This is a genomic window from Corallococcus sp. AB018 (assembly GCF_003986945.1).
Taxonomy (GTDB): Bacteria; Myxococcota; Myxococcia; order Myxococcales; family Myxococcaceae; genus Corallococcus; species Corallococcus exiguus.
This window is the reverse complement of record NZ_RAWR01000093.1, coordinates 1-19,545: the sequence shown is the minus strand read 5'-3', so window position 1 is coordinate 19,545 and position 19,545 is coordinate 1. Positions and strand designations below refer to the sequence as shown.

Here is a 19,545-nt window from a genome sequence, read left to right as displayed (position 1 = left end):
CTCCGTGAATGCGGAAAACGCCCCATGCCCCTCCGGTCCTTGCGACGCGGAGGCGAATGGAGCGTTCTCATAACATGAAACACTGACTTTCATCGACTTCCAGATTTTGTAACCTAGTCCGTTACAAGTCTGGGATTGCTGTAGCCGGTGAGGCTACAAGCCGCTGACCCCGTAGGGCGACTCGCTGATGAGGCGGGTGCCGGACTGGAAGTGGCTGGTGCTGCCGCAGTCAGGGATGGGGTTGAAGCCCGAGCACGTCACGGGCGCGTGGGCGCGGGTCTCCGAGGTGAAGCAACGCGCGCCGGCCTCATTCCACTCGGCCTCCGTGCTCCAGGACTCGGTGTCCGTCTGGACGCCCACGCCGTCGTAGAGGTTGACCCACTGGCCATCGGTGGTGTGCGACGCGCCGTCGCCACAGAAGTCCGCGCGAACCATGCGGGTGCAGGCCTGGTGGTGACCCGCGAGGCTCTGGCCGTTGACGGTGGCCCAGGGCTTGTAACCAAAGTGCATGCACTTCGCGATGGCGGCGCCCTCGCAGGCGAAGGTGAAGGCGGTGGCGTCCTCAATCTTCTCGCCGCCGCCCGCCACGCCCTGGAGGTAGTTCCAGCGGCCGGCCACGGCGATGGCGGAGAGCGCCCCACCGTTCGCGTCCTGGCACACGGAGTTCCAGCTGCCGTCCGACCCCTGGTAGGAGACCTGGTAGGACCACAGGTCGCTGTCGCCGCCGCTGCCCTGGGTGATGCTGTCCACGCGCACGGGCAGGGTGGAGCCGTCGCCCAGCTTGCCGACGAAGCGGGCGCCATTGAAGCCCATGCCCGTCACGGGGTTGGGGCCGTCCAGGCCGACGAAAGCCGAGCCCTGCAGCCGCACGTTGGTCAGCGACTTGCCGGAGGCGGAGGTAGCGCCCGCGTACGCCACGGACACCAGCATGCTGCCCAGTTCGCCGTTGTTCAGGTTGCGGCCGTTGAGGTTGCGTCCGTTGAGGTTGCGCCCATTGGGCGAGACGACCTCCGCCACCTGCGTGCGCAGGGAGGGAGCCTCGGGCTCCGACGATTCCGTGCCACAGCCCACCGCCACGACGGCGAGACACGCCGCGAACACTCGCTGCAACGTCCTCATCTGGATGCCCCTTCCCTGCCCCGACCCCGACCCGCACCGCGTTACAGGGCACAAGGTCAGTCCGGTGTGCGGGAGCGGCAACCACACGAGGCCCATCCGGGCACTTGCAGCGTCCAGTGGCTTCCAGTTGGAGCAGACCCCAGGGCGAGGCCAGCGGTTCCCGGGGGGTTCCAGTGTCCGGTGGCGCTCAACCGCCGGACACGGGCGCGTCCGCGCACACGCGCAGGCCCACCGTGACGTCGCGCAGTGAGGGCTCTGGCAGCTCGCGGTTGGAGGACCGCGCGCTCGTCACGTTGAAGGTGAAGCTGCCCCCGCGAGCCACCGGGCGGCCGGGCTCCAGCCACGAGCGGGTCCACTCCCAGACGTTGCCGGCCATGTCGTCCGCGCCGAAGGGACTGCGGGACGCGGGATGGCTGCCCACGACGTCCGGGCCGAAGCCGCCCGGATCCTTGCCGTAGGTGACGTCCACGTTGGCCTCGTCCGGCCCCAGCCGGTTGCCGTGGGGATACTCGCGACCGTCCACGCCGCGCGCGGCGCGCTCCCACTCCAGCTCCGAGCACAGCCGCGCCCCCGGCACCTGGCCGGACGTGGACAGCCACGTCACGTAGGCCTCCGCGTCCGCGAAGTTGATGCCGCTGACGGGGAACTGGCGCCAGTCCTGCTCCGTGCGCTGTGAGCGTCGGGCGTACCGCACGGGCTCGCCCGTCCGCGCCGTGTACCGCACGCCGCCGGGTTGGAAGCGAAGGCGCCAGCCATTGCCGTCCGGCTCCAGCGCCAGGCCTCCGGCGTAGCCGCCCGTGCCCACGCGGGGCAGGCGCGAGGCGCGCTCCTCCGCGGGCAGGGCCGCCAGGTACTGGAGCCAGTCCGCGTACGTCGTCTCGTGACGGGCGATGAGGAAGCCCTGCACGGGCACGGTGTGCAGCGGGGTGGCGTTGAAGAAGTCGCGCACGCTGGACTCGGCGGCGCTGCCGAAGCGCACGTCGCCCGGGGGCACGTACACGAACCCCGGCGGGAGCGAACCCACGCGGACGAGCGGCAGGACGACGTTCCGAGACTCCCCGCGCGTCAGGAGCAGCGGCTGCACCGACGCCTCGTGGCCCGGGGCGCGCACGGTGAGCTGGTAGTTCCCTGGAGGCACGGTGAGGTTGGCCCAGGGGAGCGCGCCCGGGGAAGGCAGGGGCTCGCTCACGACCTCCGGACCCGAGGCCTCGCGTGAGATGGGGCGCAGCTCCGCGGAGGCGCCGGGCGCGTCCACCTGGAGGGACAGGTGCGCGGGCGTGTTCCAGCGGTTCCAGCGCACACCGTCGGGGTCGTAGAGGCGCAGGCGCTGGAGCAGCGCGGGCAGCACGGGCTCGCGCTCGCTTTCGGCCCACAGGGCGCGCTCGTAGAGGAAGTCCGCCAGCGCGTCGCGCACGTCGGTGCGCGTGGGGGCCAGCGCCAGCGCGCGCTCCAGCTGGTCCGCCACGGCGTCGAAGTGGTGGGACAGCTGTCCGGCGTGTCCCGCCACCTTCGCCCAGCTCCGGTCCCCGTCCGCCTTGTGGCCGGTGTCGTAGAGCTGGAAGGCCTCCGCGCGCTCGATCTGGAGCGCGTCGCGTTCACGGCGCACGGCCTCCAGCTCCGACCCGGCCGAGGCCAGCTCGCCACGCACGCGCACGTCGAGGATGCGGCGCTCGCGCCACTGCAGGCCCGCGTACACGAGCCCCAGCGACGCGAGGAAGCCCAGCACCAGGCCCACCTTCAGGCGGCGGCTGCGCACGCCCGTGCTGCGCGAGGTGCTGAGGAAGGACTGCTCACGCTGGGTGAGCTCGGACGGCTCCAGGAGCTCCGTCTCCGCCAGCTGGCGAGGGCCCCAGAGCGACTCGCGCGCATGGCCCAGGCGCTCCCACTGCGCGGCGGCGGCCTCCAGGCGGGCCTGCACCTCGCGGCGCTCGCCCGCCTCCACCAGCCAGCGCGCCAGCGTGGCCCACCCGGTGAGGAGCGCTTCATGGGCCAGTTCGTACGCGGTGCCGCCCTCGCCTTCGCGCGCCACGAGCAGGCGCGCGCGCACCAGGGCCTCTAGAGCGGCGCGGTAGCGAGGGTCGTCGCCCACCAGCTCGCGGTCCGTCTTGCGCGCACGGGTGCCATCCGCCGTCACCAGACGCAGCATCACGCCGCGCGCCGCCGAGCGCTGGTCGGGCAACAGGCGGGCCACCGCGGCGTCGGCATGCCGGGCGAGCGCACCGGACACGCCACCCAGTGAGTCCAGCGCCGCCTGGGTCATCACGCCACGGGACTCATCGCGCGCGTCCCACAGCTCCGCCAGCGCGAACTGGAGCAGAGGCAGCCCGCCGTCGGACGCCGCCGTGGAGGCGACGAGCGCGTCCACCACGTTCTCGGACTCGAAGCGCACGCCCTTCACGCGCGCGGGGCCGACGATGGCCTCGCGCGTCTCCTCCGGGGTGAGCGCGCGCAGGAGGTACAGCGCGTGCGGCACCTCCGGGCCAAGGCCGGGCACTGCGGTGAGGCGGGTGAGGAAGTCGCTGCGGCCGGTGGCGAGCAGCCGCAGCCCTCCGGCCGCCTCCGTGAGCGACCCCAGCGCGGCCCCGGCGAGCGCGGCCTCCTCCGGCGGAGACAGCGTCACCAGCTCCTCCAGCTGGTCCATGTAGACGAGCAGTCCACCCTGCGTGCCCAGCTTCGCGCGCAGCCTGCGGCCGAGCGACGTGGGGTCCTGGCGCAGCGTCTCCGCGAGCGGCTCCTCGTCCACCTCCAGCACCGGCGCGAGCGCCACGGCGAGCGCGGACACGGGCCTGCGTCCGGGCACGAGCCGCGCGGTGCGCCAGCGCCGGCCGTCCTCCAGCGTGCCGTCCATTACGGCCGGGAGGATGCCCGCGAGGCACAGGGACGACTTGCCCACGCCGGAGTCGCCCGTCATCAGCAGGAAGGCCTCCGCCTTGAGCCGCTCCAGCACGGCGCGCTGTTCGCGGCGGCGGCCGAAGAAGAGGCCGCGGTGCTCGGCCTCGAAGGCGCGGAGGCCACGGTAGGGATTGCCCTCCGGAATGACGGCCGGAAGCTCCTCGCGCGTCAGCGCCTCCAGCGCGTCGAGCAGTTGCGCGGCGGACGCGTGGCGCTGGGCGGGGTCGCGCTTCAGGCACTTGTCGATGGCGGCGGCGAAGCCCGGGTCCACTGACGAGGCCACCTCCTGGAGGGGGCGCACGTCGCGGGTGCGCACGGCCTCGGACAGCTCGCGCCAGGGCACATCGCGGAAGGGGCCCCGGCCCGCGCACAGCTCGTAGAGCACGACGCCCAGTGAGTACACGTCACTGCGCGCGGTGAGTTCCTCGCCGGCCCAGGCCTCCGGGGACATGTAGTAGGGCGTGCCCACCAGCGCGCCGCGCGGCAGGGACGGCAGGAAGACACCGTCCAGCGAGCGGGCGCCGAGCGCGGGGCTGGCTTCCGGATCCCAATCCGCGGGCAGCTCCGGCGGAGGCAGGGGCGCACGAGGCGGGGTGGGCTCGCTGGCTTCGGCACGGTCGAGCAGCTTGGCCAGGCCGAAGTCGAGCAGCTTCACTTCGCCGCTCTCCGTGAGGACGGCGTTACCGGGCTTGATGTCGCGGTGGAGCACGCCCCGGCGGTGCGCGGCGCCCAGGCCCCGGGCCAGGTCCCGCCCGATGCCCAGCGCGCGCTCCCAGGACACGGGCCGGGCCAGCCGGTCCAGGCTGACGCCCCGGATGAACTCCGAGATGAGGTACGGCTGATCCTCCAGCTGTCCCACCCGGTACAGGGTGACGACGTTGGGGTGCTGGATGCGGGCGGCGGCGCGAGCCTCCACCAGGAAGCGCGCCAGCGCGTTGGAGCCCAGCGACGGGATGAACTTCACCGCGACGGGGCGCTCCAGGAGCGTGTCGTGCGCCAGGTACACCCGGCCCGTGCGTCCCCGTCCGAGCGGCCGCACGATGCGGTATTCGTCGAACTCCTCGGGAGGAGTCCACGCGTCAGGTGGAGAAGACGAGGCGGGAGAGCCCACCAGGATTGCCTACGTTTCCCGCGTCCAGGGGTCAACCGGGGGGCCCGCGGGAGCCTGTCCCGGCGCAGGGTACCGCACCCGAGTGTCCACCCATGGACACTGCGGGGCGGCGCCTGGGGTTACTCCTGACCCGAGCGGGGCTTCGCCTTGCTGGGTTTGAGCATGTTGCGGATCTTGTTCTCAAGGTCCTGCGGCAGGCAGGGCTTGGCGACGAACTCGTCCGCACCCACGGACAGGGCGTGTTCGGCGTTGCCGGCGAGCACGTGGCCGGTGAGGGCCATCACGGGGATGTCGCGGGTGCGGGTGTCCTGCTTGATGCGCCGCGTCGCCTCCCAGCCATCCATGACGGGGAGGGACAGGTCCATGAGGATGATGTCCGGCTCCCCCTCCTGGGCCTTCTCCACGGCCTCCAGGCCGTTCTTCGCGGTGTCCACCTCAAACCCGCAGAACTCCAGGTATTCGGCGTACATCTCGCGGGCGTCGTCGAAGTCGTCGACGACGAGGACGCGCTGCTTGGCGGAGTTCACGGGAGCGGGCCCACCGCTCGCGGTTGGCTCACCCTCTGGAGATGTCAGGACCGCGTTCTTCATGGAGCAGAGGCCTCGCATGCAGGGGAGGGGCGGAGCGAATCTAAACACGTCCGCCGGAAAGCGCCCGTTCTCGCAAGATTTCCCTGGACGGATCCGAGGGTAGGTCCGTTGTCCGCTGAGTGACAGGGGGACAGTGGACGACAGTGTAGGTGGGCGGAGGGACTGGGGGTGGGGGCTCAGTGGTTGAGGCGGTAGACGCGGATGGCCCAGATGGATGCGTCGGCCGATTGGACCTTCTCCGTCCACGACACGATGGGCTCGTCATTCCCCGCGAGGGCGAAGTCGGAAAGCCCCCACAGCAAGCTGCCCGGGTTGGGTTTCAAGATGCCGCCCAAGGACTCCCATTGGGTTCCCGTCCAGCGCCGCGCCTGCCCGATCCTGCTCCCTGTCTCGGTCGCGGAAGGCGCTTCGGTCGCGAGCACGACCAGCGACCCATTGGAGTCCAGCGCCATGACGTCCACGCCCTGATCCGTCCCTCCGGCAATGTCCGCCAACGGGTTGCCAACCGGCACCCAGGTTGTTCCATCCCATTGTTTGATGAGCCCTGCGCGCACCCCATTTCCCCAGCCGCTCCCTCCCACAAGTACCCGTCCGGCATCATCAACAACACGGGTCATTGGCAGCAAACCAAGACCTGCGGACAGATCCGTCCAGGCAGTCCCATTCCACTGCATCACGCGCCCGACCGCGGCCTTGAGCGATTCATTCTCGCTAAAAGTGAGGACCAGCCTCCCAGACGCATCAAGGTCGAACCCCATGTAATTGATAGCCATCTCACTCTTCATTGGCACTGGCGCAGCCAGTGAAACCCAGCTGCTTCCACTCCACTGGCGGAACACGACTTGTTCCTGCGTGGAGTTGCGCTCGCGCCATGCCACAACAGGAAGGCCTCGGACTCCGGAGCTGAAGCCCATCCATTGGACGTAGCTCTGCGCGAGGGTGGTTGTCATGAAGGTGCCCATGGGCTCCCAAGCGGCTCCACTCCATCGTTGGACATGGATCTGGTTCTGGGAGCCTGCGGTGTATTCCAACCATGCGAGCATCGGGCGCCCTTCAGGGTCGATCTGCAAGGCATTTCCCCAGACGTCGCTGCCCGTGGATCCAGACAGAGGAGGTCCCAGGTACTCCCAGCTGTCGCCCGTCCAGCGTTTCGCGCGGACCGTCCCGTTTTGCGTCCAGGCCACGATAGGCCGGGCGTCACTTCCCACCCGAAGTGACGTCTCAACGAGGGTGGTCTCTTCAATCTTCCCGAAGAGCTGCGGCGCTCCCAATTGGAGATAAGCAGGCACGGACCACGTCCACTCTGCTCCCGTGGACTCAAGCCGGTTGCCGGCGGAATCGACAACCGTGTCGGCCATCACCACATGGATTCGCTGGTTAACCGGCAGAGGAAAAGCGGGGCTCACGGTCAGGGTCCGGCCATCCTCCGAAAGGAGCATGTTCGCATCCAGGCGCCCGGCCTCCGCCACCAGTTGAATCGACTGCCCGCTTACGCTGGCGCCATCCAGCGGCTCGGAGAAGGTCGCCTGAATATGCGTCCGCACAGGAACATCCGAGGCGCTGATGGCCGGGACCTGAGAGATCATCCGCGGGCGTGTGCGGTCAATCACGACGGTCCGCTCGGTACTCAGGAAGACCTGCTCGTTTCTAAGTGCGCGGACGACGAGCACATGAGTGCCTTCCTGGGTGAGCCACGTTTCCCACTTCAACGAATACGGCGCATCCAGCGCCGCGACAGGAGCACCGTCCACCAGCAATTCCACACGGTCCGGTGTTGGCCCCATGACCTCCACCTGGATCTGGAGCGGTCCATTCGTGGAGCTGTCTGCGGTTGGCGACAGCCAGTCGAGCAGGACAGGCCGCTCATCCGGGAGTCCTGCATCCGGCGACACACCTGGCTCAATCTCAGGAATCTGGATGCAGGCGCAGGGAATAATCCACATCAATAGTGCTGCATAAACGCGACCTGGGAACATGCGTCCAACCTAAAGCAAGAACGTATCCATGAAGCTCCGGGCTCCGTCGCGGTTCAAACCTGGGACGATAAAGCCCATCGCAGTCTCTGGCGTCGGACGAAGGGTCCCGCAGCAGAGACCTTGCTCCCCGTGAGGCAAAAACACGAACGCCCTCGCGAGCTATCACTCGCAAGGGCGTTCCATTCAGGCATCAAGTGAAGACAGCAGACAGGAGCCTGTCTGATTCACTAGTTGGTCGGAGGCTGAACAGCAACCAGAGTGACATTGGCCGCGATGGTCGTGGTCAGCGGCGTGCCCCATGCAGACTCATACACATCGCCACTCGGGTTCGAGAGGAAGTCGAACGCAAGCTGCAAGGTAACGGGCGATCCGGACGGGAAGGTCTTGTATCCCGAACCCGTGGAGGAATACCTGAAGTAGTAGCGCGAGCTGTAGTTCGAGGCGCGCGGCGGAAACACAGGACGGGGGTCCGCATACATGCCGGACTCCGGAACAAACGTCTGGGGCTCAAAGGAGAAGAGCGAAAAGCCGACGGCGGACTTGTTTGTAGGAGTCCACTCACCCTGCACCACCGTGGAGGAGGTATTGAGGTCGACCCCATCAAAGAAAACGTAAACAGGCGTGCCACTGCGCTTGATGGGCTGGTTGAAGTTCACCACCACAACTTCGCCCGCCTCTAGGATGCCGCTGCTGTTGGCATCGTAGAAGGTTGCGTTCCCGGAAACCGTAATGGCCGGCGGACTGGAGCTCGAGCCCGCGACGAAGAAGCCCTTCGTATCGATGGAGGAGCTACCCTCAGCGGACATGGCCCGAAGGGCGAGATTGTACTCCTTACCCTCCTGCACGGAGCCGCTCGGCGTCAGGGTCGCCGAGTAGCCACCGATGTTCACCTGGGGCGTGACCGCAAGCGTCTCCTTCGCGTACTCGTCCGTCATGCGCACGATCAGCGAGCCCGGCTGCACCGGCTGGTTGAAGTACACGTAGATGGGCTCGCCCGGACGCACCATGTTCCGGAATGGATCCAGGTCGCCCTTCAGGCTGCCCACGTTGCCGCCCTCGATCGCCAGCGCACCGGCGCCCGACGGCTTCGAGAAGTTCAGCTGCGCGAGCGTCGTGGCCTGCGTGCCCACGATGGAGCCACCCGAGTAGCTCTTCGTGTAACCGCCCGTGTCCACCACCCCGTCGCCGTTGGTGTCCATCGGCGCGATCCACAGGTTGTACGTGCCGCCCAGGCGCGCCAGCTCCACGCCGGAGGGGATGCCGTTGAAGGTCAGGATGCCGTTGGAGTCCGCCGTGGCCTCCACGTAGACCTTGCTGACCACGGAGGAGACGGAGTCGTAGTTGCTCAGGATGACCGAGCCCGCCTTGTCGACCTCCAGCACGCCCTTCGCGCCCACCGCCGGACGGCCCTGCGGCGTCACCACGGTGACGGCCAGCGAGCTGTTCAGCTGCGTCAGCGTCACCGGACCAAAGCTCGCGTTGCCGTTGTTGATGGGCACCGTGCCCGCGGCGGCCGGCACGATGGAGGACGCACGCAGCGTCGAGTAGCCGCCCTTGCTGAACGTCAGCAGCACCTGCGCGGCCGCCGGCACGTCCGTCATCACGAAGTTGCCGCTGGCATCCGTCGTCGCCGACTTGCCCGTCGGCTGGCTGCCAATCGTCATCGCGACCGTGACGTCCGCGAGCGGCTGCAGCGTCGTGCTCAGCACCTGGCCCGACACCGTGCCCTTCGGCGTGGAAGGCACCACCACCGACACGTTGTTCGGATCACGGATACCGTCCGCGACACCATCGTTGTCCGCGTCAGTCGGGTCACCGCACCCCCAAACCATCAGCGGCAACACGGCCATCAGCACTTGCTTCTTCATCGTCCCCACCTTGAATTTATGACGGAATTTTCACGCCCCAGCTGCTCCCAAAAGGGCGGAAATCGGACACTCCCCGACCCGGGCCCACGCCGTCAAGGTGGGGTGAATTTTACCCAAGGGCTTCCAAGCGCCCCGAACCAGGATGACTCGCCATGTCAGACGTCAACGACCCCTGCCTGGGCTGCGCCATCGTTCGCGGGGAGGTCCACCCACCGGGTGGCGTGCTCGCGCGGGTGCCCGGGCTCGTCCTCCACGGGGTGGCGTCCCCCAGCCCCGTCCCGGGCTGGGTGGTGCTCACCAGCGATCAGCATGTGCGCGGCTGGTATGACCTGGACGAGGGGGCCTCGCGGGAGCTGGGGCCGTTCGCCGCCCGGGTGATGCGCGCCCAACGCGAGGTGCTCGGCGCCGAGCACGTCTACGCCTTCGCCATTGGGGACGTGCTCCGCCACTTCCACCTGCACCTCGTCCCCCGCTTCGCGGACACCCCGTCCCACCTCCGGGGTCGGGGCGCCTTCGACGCGGTCCCGGCGGAGCACCTTTCGCCGGAAACGCTGGAAGCCGCGGCCCGGCGGCTGGCGGCGGCGCTCGCCCGCTGACCCACGCCGGGCGTGCGGTGCTCTTCCGGGTTGGCCAGTGTCATGGACCTGACACCGTATCGGGGGAAGAATGCCGGCGCCCTCATGCGTGCGTTCCCCCTCGGTCCCTGGCTGCTGTCCCTCTGGCTCCTCACCGCCGGTCCCGCACTCGCGGACAACAACGCGGATGAGGCGGACATCGCCTTCGAGCTGGGCAACGACGCCTACTCGCACGGCAACTACACCGAGGCGCTGCGCTCGTACTTCACCAGCTACCGGCTGGTCCCCAACCGCAACGTCCTCTTCAACATCGCGCGCTGCTTCGAAGCGCTGGGCAAGTTCAACGAGGCGTACCGCTACTACAACGACCTGCTCGGCGAGGACCTGCCGGCCGAGGACGCCTCGGAGGTCACCCGCTCCCTGGAGCGGCTGCGCCCCAAGGTCGCCCTGGTTCGCGTCACCACCAATCCCCGCGGCGCGGAGGTCTTCGTGGACCGCGCGGACCTGGGCAGCCGGGGCCGTTCGCCGCAGACGCTCGCGCTGTCGCCGGGCCGCCACAAGGTCCTGGTCCAGAAGTCCGGCTACCGCCCCACCGAGGCCGCCGTCACCCTCGTCCGGGGCCGGGAAGTGCCCGTGGACCTGGACCTGGCCCTCATCACCGGCATGGTGGACATCACCGGCAGCCCCGAGGGCGCGGAGGTGCGCGACAGCCCCACCGGTCCCGTCCTCGGCCGCATCCCCGCGAAGCTGCGCCTGTCTCCGGGCCAGCGCGTGCTGCACGTGCGCGCTCCCGGCCACGCTCCCGGTCAGTACGTCATCGACGTGCCCGCCGAAGGCACCCTGCCACTCGCCGTCACGCTGACCGCCCAGACGGCGCCCAGCGGCCGCGTCGTCGTCACCGCCAACCACGACGGCGCCACCGTGCGCGTGGACGGCCGGCCCGCGGGCTTCACCCCCACCGTCGTCACCCTCCCGCAGGGCGAGCACGTGCTGGAGGTGGAGAGCCGCGACGTGCGCCCCGTGCGCCAGAAGGTCACCGTCATCCCCGACCAGGAGGTGAAGGTCCACGCCACCCTGCGCTACGAGCCGCCTCCGGTGCGCGCCGCGTCCAAGCGCCTCCTGTCCGTGGACGAGGCCCCCGCCTCCACCACCGTGCTCACGCCGGAGGAGCTGCGCGCGTTCGGCTGGCGCACCCTGGCGGAGGCGCTGGCGGGCGTGCGCGGCTTCTTCCTCACCGACGACCGGACGTACACGTACCTGGGCGTGCGCGGCTTCTCTCCGCCGGGCGACCTCAACACGCGCATCCTCATCCTCTGGGACGGCCACGCGATGAACGACGTGTGGGCCGGCCAGGGCTACGCGGCGCATGACCTCAGCGTGGACCTGGAAGAGGTGGAGCGCATCGAGGTGGTGCGCGGCCCCGGCAGCGCGCTGTACGGCACGGGCGCGTTCTTCGGCGTCATCAACGTGGTGCCGCGCGAGTCGCTGGGCCTGGACCGGCGGCTGGAGATCACCGGCGCCGTGGGCGCGCTGGGCTCCACGCTCGTGCACGCGACCACGTCGTGGGAGGACCCCCAGCGCTCCGTCCTCTTCAGCCTCGCGGGCATGAAGTCCCACGGCGCGGACACCACCCGCCTGGGCGACTCGGGCCCCATCGTCACCGGCCTGGACGGCGAGAGGGCCGGCACCGGTTCGCTGCGCGCTCGCCTGGGCAACCTGTCCCTGGTGGCCCGGCTGCACGGGCGCAGCAAGGACGTGCCCACCGCTCCCTATGGCACCGTGGTGGGCGCGCAGGGCACGCGCGTGCAGGACGTGCGCGGCTTCGCCGAGGCCAAGTACGAACGCCCCCTGTCCGAGCGCTTCGTCCTGTCCCTGCGCGGCGCGCTGGACCTGAGCCGCTACAAGGGCCACTGGAACTACGACGGCGGCGACAACGCGGTGACGAACACCGACTCCGGCGCGGCGGACTGGCTCACCGGCGAGGCGCGCCTGCTGGCGGTCCTGTCCGAAGCCAACCGCCTCACCGTGGGCGTGGAGGGCCAGGCCCAGCTGCGCGTGGACCAGAAGAGCGTGGGCCCCGCGGTGGCCGCGTCACTGGGCTCGCGGACGCGCTCGCTCGTGTCCGTGTACGCACTGGACGAATGGCGCCTGCACCCGCGCCTGAGCCTGTCCCTGGGCTTCCGCGTGGACATGTACTCCGACCTGGACTCGCTGCCGCTCACGCCCCGGCTCGCGGTCATCGGCCGGCCGTATGAGCAGGGCCTCACCAAGCTCGTCATCGGCCGCGCGTTCCGCGCCCCCAACGTCTACGAGCTGTTCTACGAGGACAACCTCCTCACCCAGCGCCCCGCGGGGCCGCTGCAGCCGGAGACCATCACCACCTTCGAGGTGGAGCACTCGCACGACCTGACGCACGAGCTGCGCCTGACGGTCGCGGGCTACCACAACCGCATCTCCCAGCTCGTCACGCTCACCACCGAGTCCGCGGCCACGCCCGCTTGCGGCACCCAGAGCGCGCCCACCCAGTGCCTCGTCTACGCGAACAACTCCGGCGAGACGCTCGCGTGGGGCGCGGAGGCCGGGCTGCACTGGCAGCCGGGCCGCTGGCTGCTGGTGGACCTGAGCTATTCGTACGTGACGCTGCGCAACGCCTCGCAGGACGTGGTGGAGGCCGCGCCCGCGCACCTGGCCTCCGGACGCTTCCTGCTGCCCGTGGGCAACGGCGACATGCGCATCGCCACGCAGGCCACCTACCAGAGCGCCCGGGTGCCGAGCGTCGCTGGCGCGGCCAGCGGGGAGGCGCTGCTCGTGGGCTTCGGCGTGTCCGGTGACTACGGCCGGCTGCGCTACTTCGCGGGCGTGAACAACCTGCTCGACTCGCGCTACGCCTTCGTCGTGAGCGACGACGTTTCCGCCGGTCCCGTGCCGCAGTACGGCCGCACCTTCAACCTCCAGCTCACCGGCAGCTTCTGACAGACTCTCGCGCCATGAATGACCTCCGCTTCGACTTCATCGACCCCCGCCATCCGCTCTACGCGGGCGAGCTGGAGCTGCGCTTCCGCGTGCTGCGCGAGCCGCTGGGCCATGCCCGCGAGGACGTGAAGTTCCCCTTCGAGGACGCCAGCCTCCACCTGGTGGCCCACGCGAACGGCGACGTGCTGGGCTGCGTGCTCTTCCACCCGGAGGACGCGCACGGCGGCCGGCTCTTCCAGATGGCGGTGTCGCCCTCGCTGCAGAAGAAGGGCCTGGGCGCGAAGCTGGTGCGCGCGCTGGAAGAGGAGCTGCGCACTCGCGGCTTCCGCCACGTCCACCTGCATGCGCGGGCCCCCGTCGTCCCCTTCTACGAGCGCCTGGGCTACGCGCCGTACGGCGAGCTCTACGAAGAGGTGGGCATCCCCCACCGGAACATGCAGCGCGACATCTGAGGCCTCAGGTCGCGGAGGCCTGGGCCGCCGGCAGACGGCGGCCACTCCAGAGCACCACCACCAGCGCCGTGAACGACATCGCCGCGCCCACCGCGCACACGCCCGGCCAGCCCGCGCGCGTCCACGCCGTCATGCCCGCCCACGCTCCCGCGGCGCCGCCCACGAAGTAGGTCACCATGTAGAGCGTATTGAGGCGGCTCCGGGCATCGGGACGCAGCGAATACACCCGCGCCTGGTTGGCGATCTGATTCGCCTGCGCGCCCAGGTCCAGCAGCACCACGCCCAGCGCGATGCCCCACAGCGAGTGCCCCACGAGCCACAGCACGACGAAGGACGCCAGCAGCACGGCGATGGCCAGCGCGTTGATGCGCCGGTCCCCGCGCTGGTCCGCGTAGCGCCCCACCAGCGGCGCGATGGCCGCGCCCGCCACGCCCACCACGCCGAAGAGGCCCGCCACCTGCGCGTCGTAGTGCCCGGGCAGTGAGCGCAGGTAGAGCGCCAGCGTGGCCCAGAACGCGCTGAACGCTCCGAAGGTCAGCCCTCCCAGCAGCGCGTGCAGCCGCAGCACCGGCTCCGTGCGGGCCAGGTGGATGAGCGACCGCATCAACTGGGGATAGGGCATGGAGACCGAGGGCGGTTGCGCGGGCAGCGTGAAGCGCAGCACGACGCCCGTCACCACCATCAGCCCCGCGGCCACGAAGAACATGGTGCGCCAGCCCAGGTGCGTGCCCACGAAGCCCGCCGCCGTGCGCGACAAGAGGATGCCGATGAGCAACCCGCTCATCACCGTGCCCACCACGCGTCCGCGCTCCGAGGGCGCCGCGAGCTGCGCCGCGAACGGGATGATCATCTGCGGCACCACCGTGGTCACGCCGATGGCGAAGCTCGCCGCCACCAGCACGTGCAGGCTGGGAGCGAGCCCCGCGACCACCAGCGCCACGCCCACGCAGCCACACAACAGGAGGATGACCTTGCGGCGCTCCAGGCTGTCGCCCAGCGGCACCAGGAACAGCATGCCCACCGCGTAGCCCACCTGCGTCAGCGTGGGCACCAGACCCAGTGCGCTCCCGTCCGCACCCAGCGTCCGTCCGATGTCTCCCAGCAGGGGCTGGTTGTAATAGAGGTTCGCGACGGTGACGGCGCCGGCCACCGCCATCAGCCAGACGAGAGAGGGACGGAGCGAAGCGGAAGGCGCGGGGTCGGAAGGCGTCTGCATGGCGGGCGGCGCAACGGATAAGCCCCGCATGGACGCGCTTCAAGCAGGACCTGCGCGCCCAGCACCGTCCGGGCGGGCAGGCCGTGCGTGCCCCCCTTCCCCACGGGGCCCGCGCGCGGCAGGCTGCGGGCCATGCTTCGTTCCCTCCTGCTGTGCGCGGTGCTGGCCCTGGCCGGCTGTGGTGACTCTTCATCCTCCTCGGGTGACCCCGCGGACGTGACCTACGCCGATTCCCTGGGCGTGGACCTGTCCGCGATGAACAAGAGCGAGTCCGGCCTCTACACGCAGGACCTGGTCGTGGGCACCGGCAAGGAGGCCGTCAAGGGCAGCCGCGTGCAGGTGCACTACGCGGGCTGGCTGCCGGATGGCTCCATGTTCGACAACAGCCGCTCGCGCGGTGAGGCCTTCACCTTCTCGGTGGGCGCGGGCCAGGTCATCGACGGATGGGACGAGGGGCTCGTCGGCATGCGCGTGGGCGGCAAGCGCAAGCTCGTCATCCCCTCCGACCTGGGCTACGGCTCGCGTGGCTCCGCGCCCGTCATCCCCAGCGACGCCGTGCTCGTCTTCGACGTGGAGTTGATGAACATCTTCTGATGCGCGTGACGAGGGGCCCCGGCGTGGACTTCAAACGCCGGGCGTTCCCCCGGACACGGGCGGTGCCGGAGGCGAGCGCTTCTTCGGAATCGTGGAGCGGCCCTTCGGCCCTTTCAGCGCCACGCCCAGCAGCATCGTCGCGGGCAGCATCATGCCCAGCCCCTGCGTGAGGTCCTGCGGGGGATGGTTCACCACGCCCAGCACCATTCCGGCGAATAGCAGGCCGCAGATGACGCGGAGGATGAGGGCGTTCACGGTCGAAGGCTCCCAGGCGGGCAATGCCCGGTGGCGGGCGGCCGGAGCATAGCGCGCGGCGCCCCGCCGCGCTGTCCGTTAAGGTCGCCCCGTGAGCCCCCTCAAACGCTTCCAGCCCGGCTATGAACCGCCCGCTCGCTCGCGCGACATCGCGCTCCTGTTCGCCACGCGCGGCATGGACCTGCTCGTGTCCGAGCAGGACGGCCGACTCGACCTGCCCCGGTGCTCGGCCCTGCCGGAGGCCGCGGTCAGCGCCCACTTCCTGGGCATGCTCGACGACACGGACTGCTATGCGGCACCAATGCCGGGAGATTTCACGCCGCCAGAGGGGCTGAAGTTCGTGCCCGCCCGCTCGCTCTACAAGCAGGTGGACGAGGCGACCTTCGCCGTGGCGGGCCGCGCGCTCTCCATCTCCGAGTGGGACCTCAACCACCGCTTCTGCGGCAAGTGCGGCGCGGCCACGCAGCTCGTGCCTGGCGAACGCGCTCGCCGATGCCCGGTGGACCACACGCCGTTCTATCCGCGCATCGCTCCGGCGGTCATCGTCCTCATCACCCGGGGTGACGAGATGCTGCTCGCGCGCAACGCGTCCTTCCCGGAGCCCTTCTTCAGCACCGTCGCCGGCTTCGTGGACGCCGGCGAGTCGCTGGAGGAGACCGTGCTCCGCGAGGTGAAGGAGGAGGTGGGCGTGGACCTGAAGAACGTCACCTATTTCGGCAGCCAGCCGTGGCCCTTCGGCCGCTCGCTGATGGTGGGCTTCATGGCCGAGTACGCGGGCGGCGATGTCGTCGTGGACGGCAAGGAGATCGCCGAGGCGCGCTGGTTCGGCGTGGACGACCTGCCGCGCATCCCGCCCCGCCTGAGCATCGCGCGCCACCTCATCGACACCTTCATCGACCGGGTGAAGGCCCGCCGGGCTTGACCCCTTCCCCCCAAGGGTGCGCTTGATGCGCCCCTTCGCACGCCATGCCTGCCGCACGCCCGCACATCGAGCCCCGCCGCGTCCCCACCGCCGACTCCGTCGTGGTGAAGGAACTCTATCTCTCACTCCAGGGTGAGTCGTCCCACGCCGGCATGCTGTGCGGCTTCATCCGCCTCACCGGCTGCCACCTGCGCTGCACGTACTGCGACAGCGAGTTCGCCTTCCACGGCGGCAGCCGCATGAAGGTCTCCGAGGTCGTCGAGAAGGCGCTGGCCTGGAACTCGCCCACCGTGGAGGTGACAGGTGGCGAGCCCCTGCTCCAGCCCGGCGTGTATCCGTTGATGGAGGCGCTGCTGGACGCAGGCCTCAAGGTGCTGCTGGAGACGAGCGGCGCCATCGACGTGCGGCTCGTGCCCTCGGCCGTCCACAAGATCGTGGACATGAAGACGCCGTCGTCCGGCGAGTGCGACCGCAACGACTACCGCAACCTCACGTCCATGAACGCCAACGACGAGCTGAAGATCGTCATCGGCTCACGCGTGGACTACGAGTGGGCGCGCGCGCTCGTGCAGGAGCACCAGCTGGGAAAGAAGCCCTACGGCGTCCTGTTCTCCACCATCTTCGACAAGCTCCACCCGCGCCAGCTGGCGGAGTGGATCATCGAGGACCGGCTGCCGGTGCGCTTCCAGCTCCAGATGCACAAGTACCTCTGGGACCCCAACGAACGCGGCGTGTGACGCGCGCCCTCAGGGCCCGTGCCGCCTCAGAGTCGTCAGCACCACGGCGATGAGCGCGCCCCACGCCAGCAGCCCCAGCAGGTTCAGCGCGGACAGCACGCGCAGCACGATGGCGAAGCCCCGGTCGCCCACCTCGTCGCGGCGCCGCAGCTTCCGCGTGGAGATGACGGTGCCCGCCACCGCCGCCGCGAACGCCCCCATCAGCACCAGCAGCACCGTCGTCCCTTCGCCCTGCCTCCCCCCTGAGAACATCCACAGCGGCGCGACGAGCAACAGGAGCCCCAGGACGTTGGCCAGCAGCGCCAGCCGCACCGCGCGCGATGGGCGCATGTCCTGGAAGCGTCGCTCGGCGCAGGGCGCGCAGTACGCCGTCTCCTTCAGCACCTCCGTGCACGCACCGCACAGGTAGCCGCCGCAGCGCGCGCAGAGGGCCACCGCGGCCGCGTCCGGATGCTGGCCACAGCGGGCACCCGTGGGGCTCGCGGTCATGCGCGGAGGCCTAGAAGCCGGGGGGCGGCATGCGGGCCATCGCCGCCGAGATGCCGTGCGCGCCCATGCCCAGGAACACCGCCGTCAGCACCGTGCTGGCCACGAAGCCCGCGACGATGAGGTTCTTGCGCGGGTGCTCGAACTGGCTGAACGCGTAGACGAGCATGTAGCAGGGGATGAGCAGCACCATGACGCCCGTGCCCACGCTGCGGCGGAAGGCGTGCGTCAGCAGGAGGGCCGCGCACACGAGCGAGACGACCCCGAACAGGATGGCGAGTGGCAGGAGCGGCACACCCGCCCCCTTAGCACGCCTTCGCCCCTTTCGCGGCGGGCGTGCGCATACTAAGGACGGCCCGCCGCCCACCCGCCGAGGAGGTCCCCACCATGGCCATGCTCAAGACGTTCCTCATCTTCATCCTGGCCGGCACCCTGCTGGGCACCTTCATCGCGTCGCTGGCGGCCCCCTCCTACATCGAGTGGAACAACAGCACGCCGCTCGCCACGCAGACCATGTGCAACCTGCCAGAGGTGGTGCGCAGCGTGACGGCGTCGCTGATGCACTCGCAGCTGATGGGCGCGGCCATTGGCGCGGGCGTGGGCCTGGTGGCAGCCATCCTCTTCGCCGTGCGCGCCCGGAGCCGCGCGAAGCAGCGTCCGGGCTCTCCGCCTCCCGCGGCCACCGCCGCCTGAGGCCTGCGCGCTACTGCTGCTTCCGCAGGATGAAGAGCGGAGGCGACTGGCCCAGCAGCACGCCCCCGTTGTGGTCCTCCACCTCCACGTAGAGGTAGATGGGCTGGTTCGGGTCCTCCAGCGGCGCCGGCGCCGTCCAGGTGGGCGTGGCGATGTTGGCGTTGCTGAACACGCCGCCCGCGTTCGAGGGGTTCTGCGTCCAGCGGAAGTAGATCTCGTCGTTGTCCGCGTCCGTCACCTCCAGCTGCAGCTGGATGACGGTGCCCTCCTCGAACTTGAGTCCGCCCGGCGTGGACGGCGAGCCCAACGGGCGCGGTCCGGCGGTGATGACGGGCTGGTGGTTGGGCGCGCCGCACCCCACGCTCCCCAGACCCAGGGCAAGCAAAGCGAACAAGAACGAGCGAGAACGCGACATGGACTTCCCCCTGCTAGGACAGGCCACACCCTAATTCGGCCCCTGGCGTTCCGTACACCCACCCGAAGGCCCCGGCCGTTTCATCAGCAGGCGATGAAACACCCGCGGGCGCCGCGCCAACTGTCGCTCGGCGCGCATCCCGCGTCGTGAAGAGAACCCATTCCGCCAACAAGGCGGGGGGACGTGCGTCAACGCCGTCCCGGACGCCGCGTGAACAGCAGCAACTTGTCCGCGCGCGTCAGCCGCTTGATGGCGGCCTCGCGGCGCAGGGCGGTGCTCCGGTCCTCTGCGGGCTCGCTCCACACCAGCGTCACCGGCAGCCGGGCTCGCGTGTACGCGGCGCCCTTGCCCCGGCCGTGCGTGGCCAGGCGACGCTCCAGGTTGTTGGTGGCACCCGTGTAGAGCGTGCCGTCCTGGCAGCGCAGCATGTACACGGTCCAGGCGGTGGGAGGGGCTTCCGACACGGCGAGCCCCACTCTACAGCCAGGACCGAGCCCCTCAGAAAAGCTTCTGCCTGTCCCCACGCCTGCCGTGCAGGCGCGCCAGCCGCCGCTTCTGGCTGCGGACCGCGTGCGTCTTGCGAACCCGCGCCATGACGTCCGACACCTGCGCCAGCGGATCCGTCCGCCACCCCGCCAGCACCTGCGTTTCGTGCACCACGCCTACCAGGC

18 protein-coding genes are annotated in these 19,545 nt (G+C 69.8%); 7 read left to right on the top strand and 11 right to left on the bottom strand.

Going from position 1 to position 19,545, the window contains the following annotated elements; translation table 11 throughout:
* Positions 1-153: 153 nt before the first annotated feature.
* The 5 genes from D7Y11_RS20740 to D7Y11_RS20720 all read right to left on the bottom strand — a co-directional run bounded on the left by D7Y11_RS20740 (position 154) and on the right by D7Y11_RS20720 (position 9,556).
* Entirely contained in the window at positions 154-1,119 is a 966-nt protein-coding gene (locus D7Y11_RS20740) for an ADYC domain-containing protein (RefSeq protein WP_121753754.1), read from the bottom strand.
* Positions 1,120-1,306: 187 nt separating this feature from the next.
* A complete protein-coding gene (locus tag D7Y11_RS20735) occupies positions 1,307-5,122 on the bottom strand; it encodes an SUMF1/EgtB/PvdO family nonheme iron enzyme (RefSeq protein WP_121753753.1) in 3,816 nt (1,271 codons plus the stop codon).
* A 119-nt stretch (positions 5,123-5,241) separates the two neighbouring features.
* On the bottom strand, positions 5,242-5,712 hold the full coding sequence (locus D7Y11_RS20730; protein WP_014393311.1) for a response regulator: 471 nt from the start codon (positions 5,710-5,712) through the stop codon (positions 5,242-5,244).
* Between the two features lie 176 nt (positions 5,713-5,888).
* Positions 5,889-7,688, bottom strand: coding sequence for an Ig-like domain-containing protein (locus D7Y11_RS20725; RefSeq protein WP_121753752.1), 1,800 nt, complete (start codon positions 7,686-7,688; stop codon positions 5,889-5,891).
* 227 nt (positions 7,689-7,915) lie between these two features.
* Entirely contained in the window at positions 7,916-9,556 is a 1,641-nt protein-coding gene (locus D7Y11_RS20720) for a carboxypeptidase-like regulatory domain-containing protein (protein ID WP_126934570.1), read from the bottom strand.
* A 152-nt stretch (positions 9,557-9,708) separates the two neighbouring features.
* Here D7Y11_RS20720 and D7Y11_RS20715 point away from each other — a divergent pair, with 152 nt between their 5' ends.
* From D7Y11_RS20715 to D7Y11_RS20705, 3 genes are all read left to right on the top strand, one after another.
* Positions 9,709-10,152 carry an HIT family protein gene (locus D7Y11_RS20715; RefSeq protein WP_120576195.1) on the top strand — a complete coding sequence of 148 codons (444 nt, stop codon included), beginning with the start codon at positions 9,709-9,711 and terminating at the stop codon, positions 10,150-10,152.
* A gap of 84 nt (positions 10,153-10,236) precedes the next feature.
* Positions 10,237-13,104 (top strand): TonB-dependent receptor, encoded by a 2,868-nt coding sequence (locus tag D7Y11_RS20710; protein WP_120576196.1) that lies wholly within the window; start codon positions 10,237-10,239, stop codon positions 13,102-13,104.
* A gap of 14 nt (positions 13,105-13,118) precedes the next feature.
* Positions 13,119-13,556, top strand: coding sequence for a GNAT family N-acetyltransferase (locus D7Y11_RS20705; RefSeq protein WP_120576197.1), 438 nt, complete (start codon positions 13,119-13,121; stop codon positions 13,554-13,556).
* 4 nt (positions 13,557-13,560) lie between these two features.
* On the opposite strand, the gene D7Y11_RS20700 is transcribed toward D7Y11_RS20705, so the two are convergent.
* A complete protein-coding gene (locus tag D7Y11_RS20700) occupies positions 13,561-14,772 on the bottom strand; it encodes an MFS transporter (RefSeq protein ID WP_126934569.1) in 1,212 nt (403 codons plus the stop codon).
* A gap of 132 nt (positions 14,773-14,904) precedes the next feature.
* On the opposite strand from D7Y11_RS20700, the gene D7Y11_RS20695 reads away from it, so the two are divergent.
* On the top strand, positions 14,905-15,366 hold the full coding sequence (locus D7Y11_RS20695) for an FKBP-type peptidyl-prolyl cis-trans isomerase (protein ID WP_169821022.1): 462 nt from the start codon (positions 14,905-14,907) through the stop codon (positions 15,364-15,366).
* Positions 15,367-15,396: 30 nt separating this feature from the next.
* On the opposite strand, the gene D7Y11_RS20690 is transcribed toward D7Y11_RS20695, so the two are convergent.
* Positions 15,397-15,621 carry a hypothetical protein gene (locus tag D7Y11_RS20690; RefSeq protein WP_120576199.1) on the bottom strand — a complete coding sequence of 75 codons (225 nt, stop codon included), beginning with the start codon at positions 15,619-15,621 and terminating at the stop codon, positions 15,397-15,399.
* Between the two features lie 91 nt (positions 15,622-15,712).
* On the opposite strand from D7Y11_RS20690, the gene nudC reads away from it, so the two are divergent.
* Positions 15,713-16,543 (top strand): NAD(+) diphosphatase, encoded by an 831-nt coding sequence (gene nudC / locus D7Y11_RS20685; protein ID WP_126934568.1) that lies wholly within the window; start codon positions 15,713-15,715, stop codon positions 16,541-16,543.
* Positions 16,544-16,587: 44 nt separating this feature from the next.
* Positions 16,588-17,280, top strand: a complete 693-nt coding sequence (locus D7Y11_RS20680) for a radical SAM protein (protein WP_126934567.1) — start codon at positions 16,588-16,590, stop codon at positions 17,278-17,280.
* A gap of 9 nt (positions 17,281-17,289) precedes the next feature.
* On the opposite strand, the gene D7Y11_RS20675 is transcribed toward D7Y11_RS20680, so the two are convergent.
* The gene (locus tag D7Y11_RS20675; RefSeq protein ID WP_126934566.1) at positions 17,290-17,769 is read right to left on the bottom strand and encodes a hypothetical protein; all 480 of its coding nucleotides are present in this window, start codon (positions 17,767-17,769) and stop codon (positions 17,290-17,292) included.
* A gap of 10 nt (positions 17,770-17,779) precedes the next feature.
* Positions 17,780-18,061: a hypothetical protein gene (locus tag D7Y11_RS20670; RefSeq protein ID WP_120576203.1), complete on the bottom strand. Its 282-nt coding sequence runs from the start codon at positions 18,059-18,061 to the stop codon at positions 17,780-17,782.
* Between the two features lie 92 nt (positions 18,062-18,153).
* Between D7Y11_RS20670 and D7Y11_RS20665 the strand changes: the two genes are divergently transcribed.
* Positions 18,154-18,459, top strand: a complete 306-nt coding sequence (locus D7Y11_RS20665) for a hypothetical protein (RefSeq protein ID WP_120576204.1) — start codon at positions 18,154-18,156, stop codon at positions 18,457-18,459.
* A gap of 10 nt (positions 18,460-18,469) precedes the next feature.
* On the opposite strand, the gene D7Y11_RS20660 is transcribed toward D7Y11_RS20665, so the two are convergent.
* Together D7Y11_RS20660 and D7Y11_RS20655 are read right to left on the bottom strand one after the other, a co-directional pair.
* Positions 18,470-18,874, bottom strand: a complete 405-nt coding sequence (locus D7Y11_RS20660) for a hypothetical protein (RefSeq protein ID WP_126934565.1) — start codon at positions 18,872-18,874, stop codon at positions 18,470-18,472.
* Between the two features lie 188 nt (positions 18,875-19,062).
* Positions 19,063-19,302: a GIY-YIG nuclease family protein gene (locus D7Y11_RS20655; RefSeq protein WP_120576211.1), complete on the bottom strand. Its 240-nt coding sequence runs from the start codon at positions 19,300-19,302 to the stop codon at positions 19,063-19,065.
* Positions 19,303-19,545 lie beyond the last annotated feature (243 nt).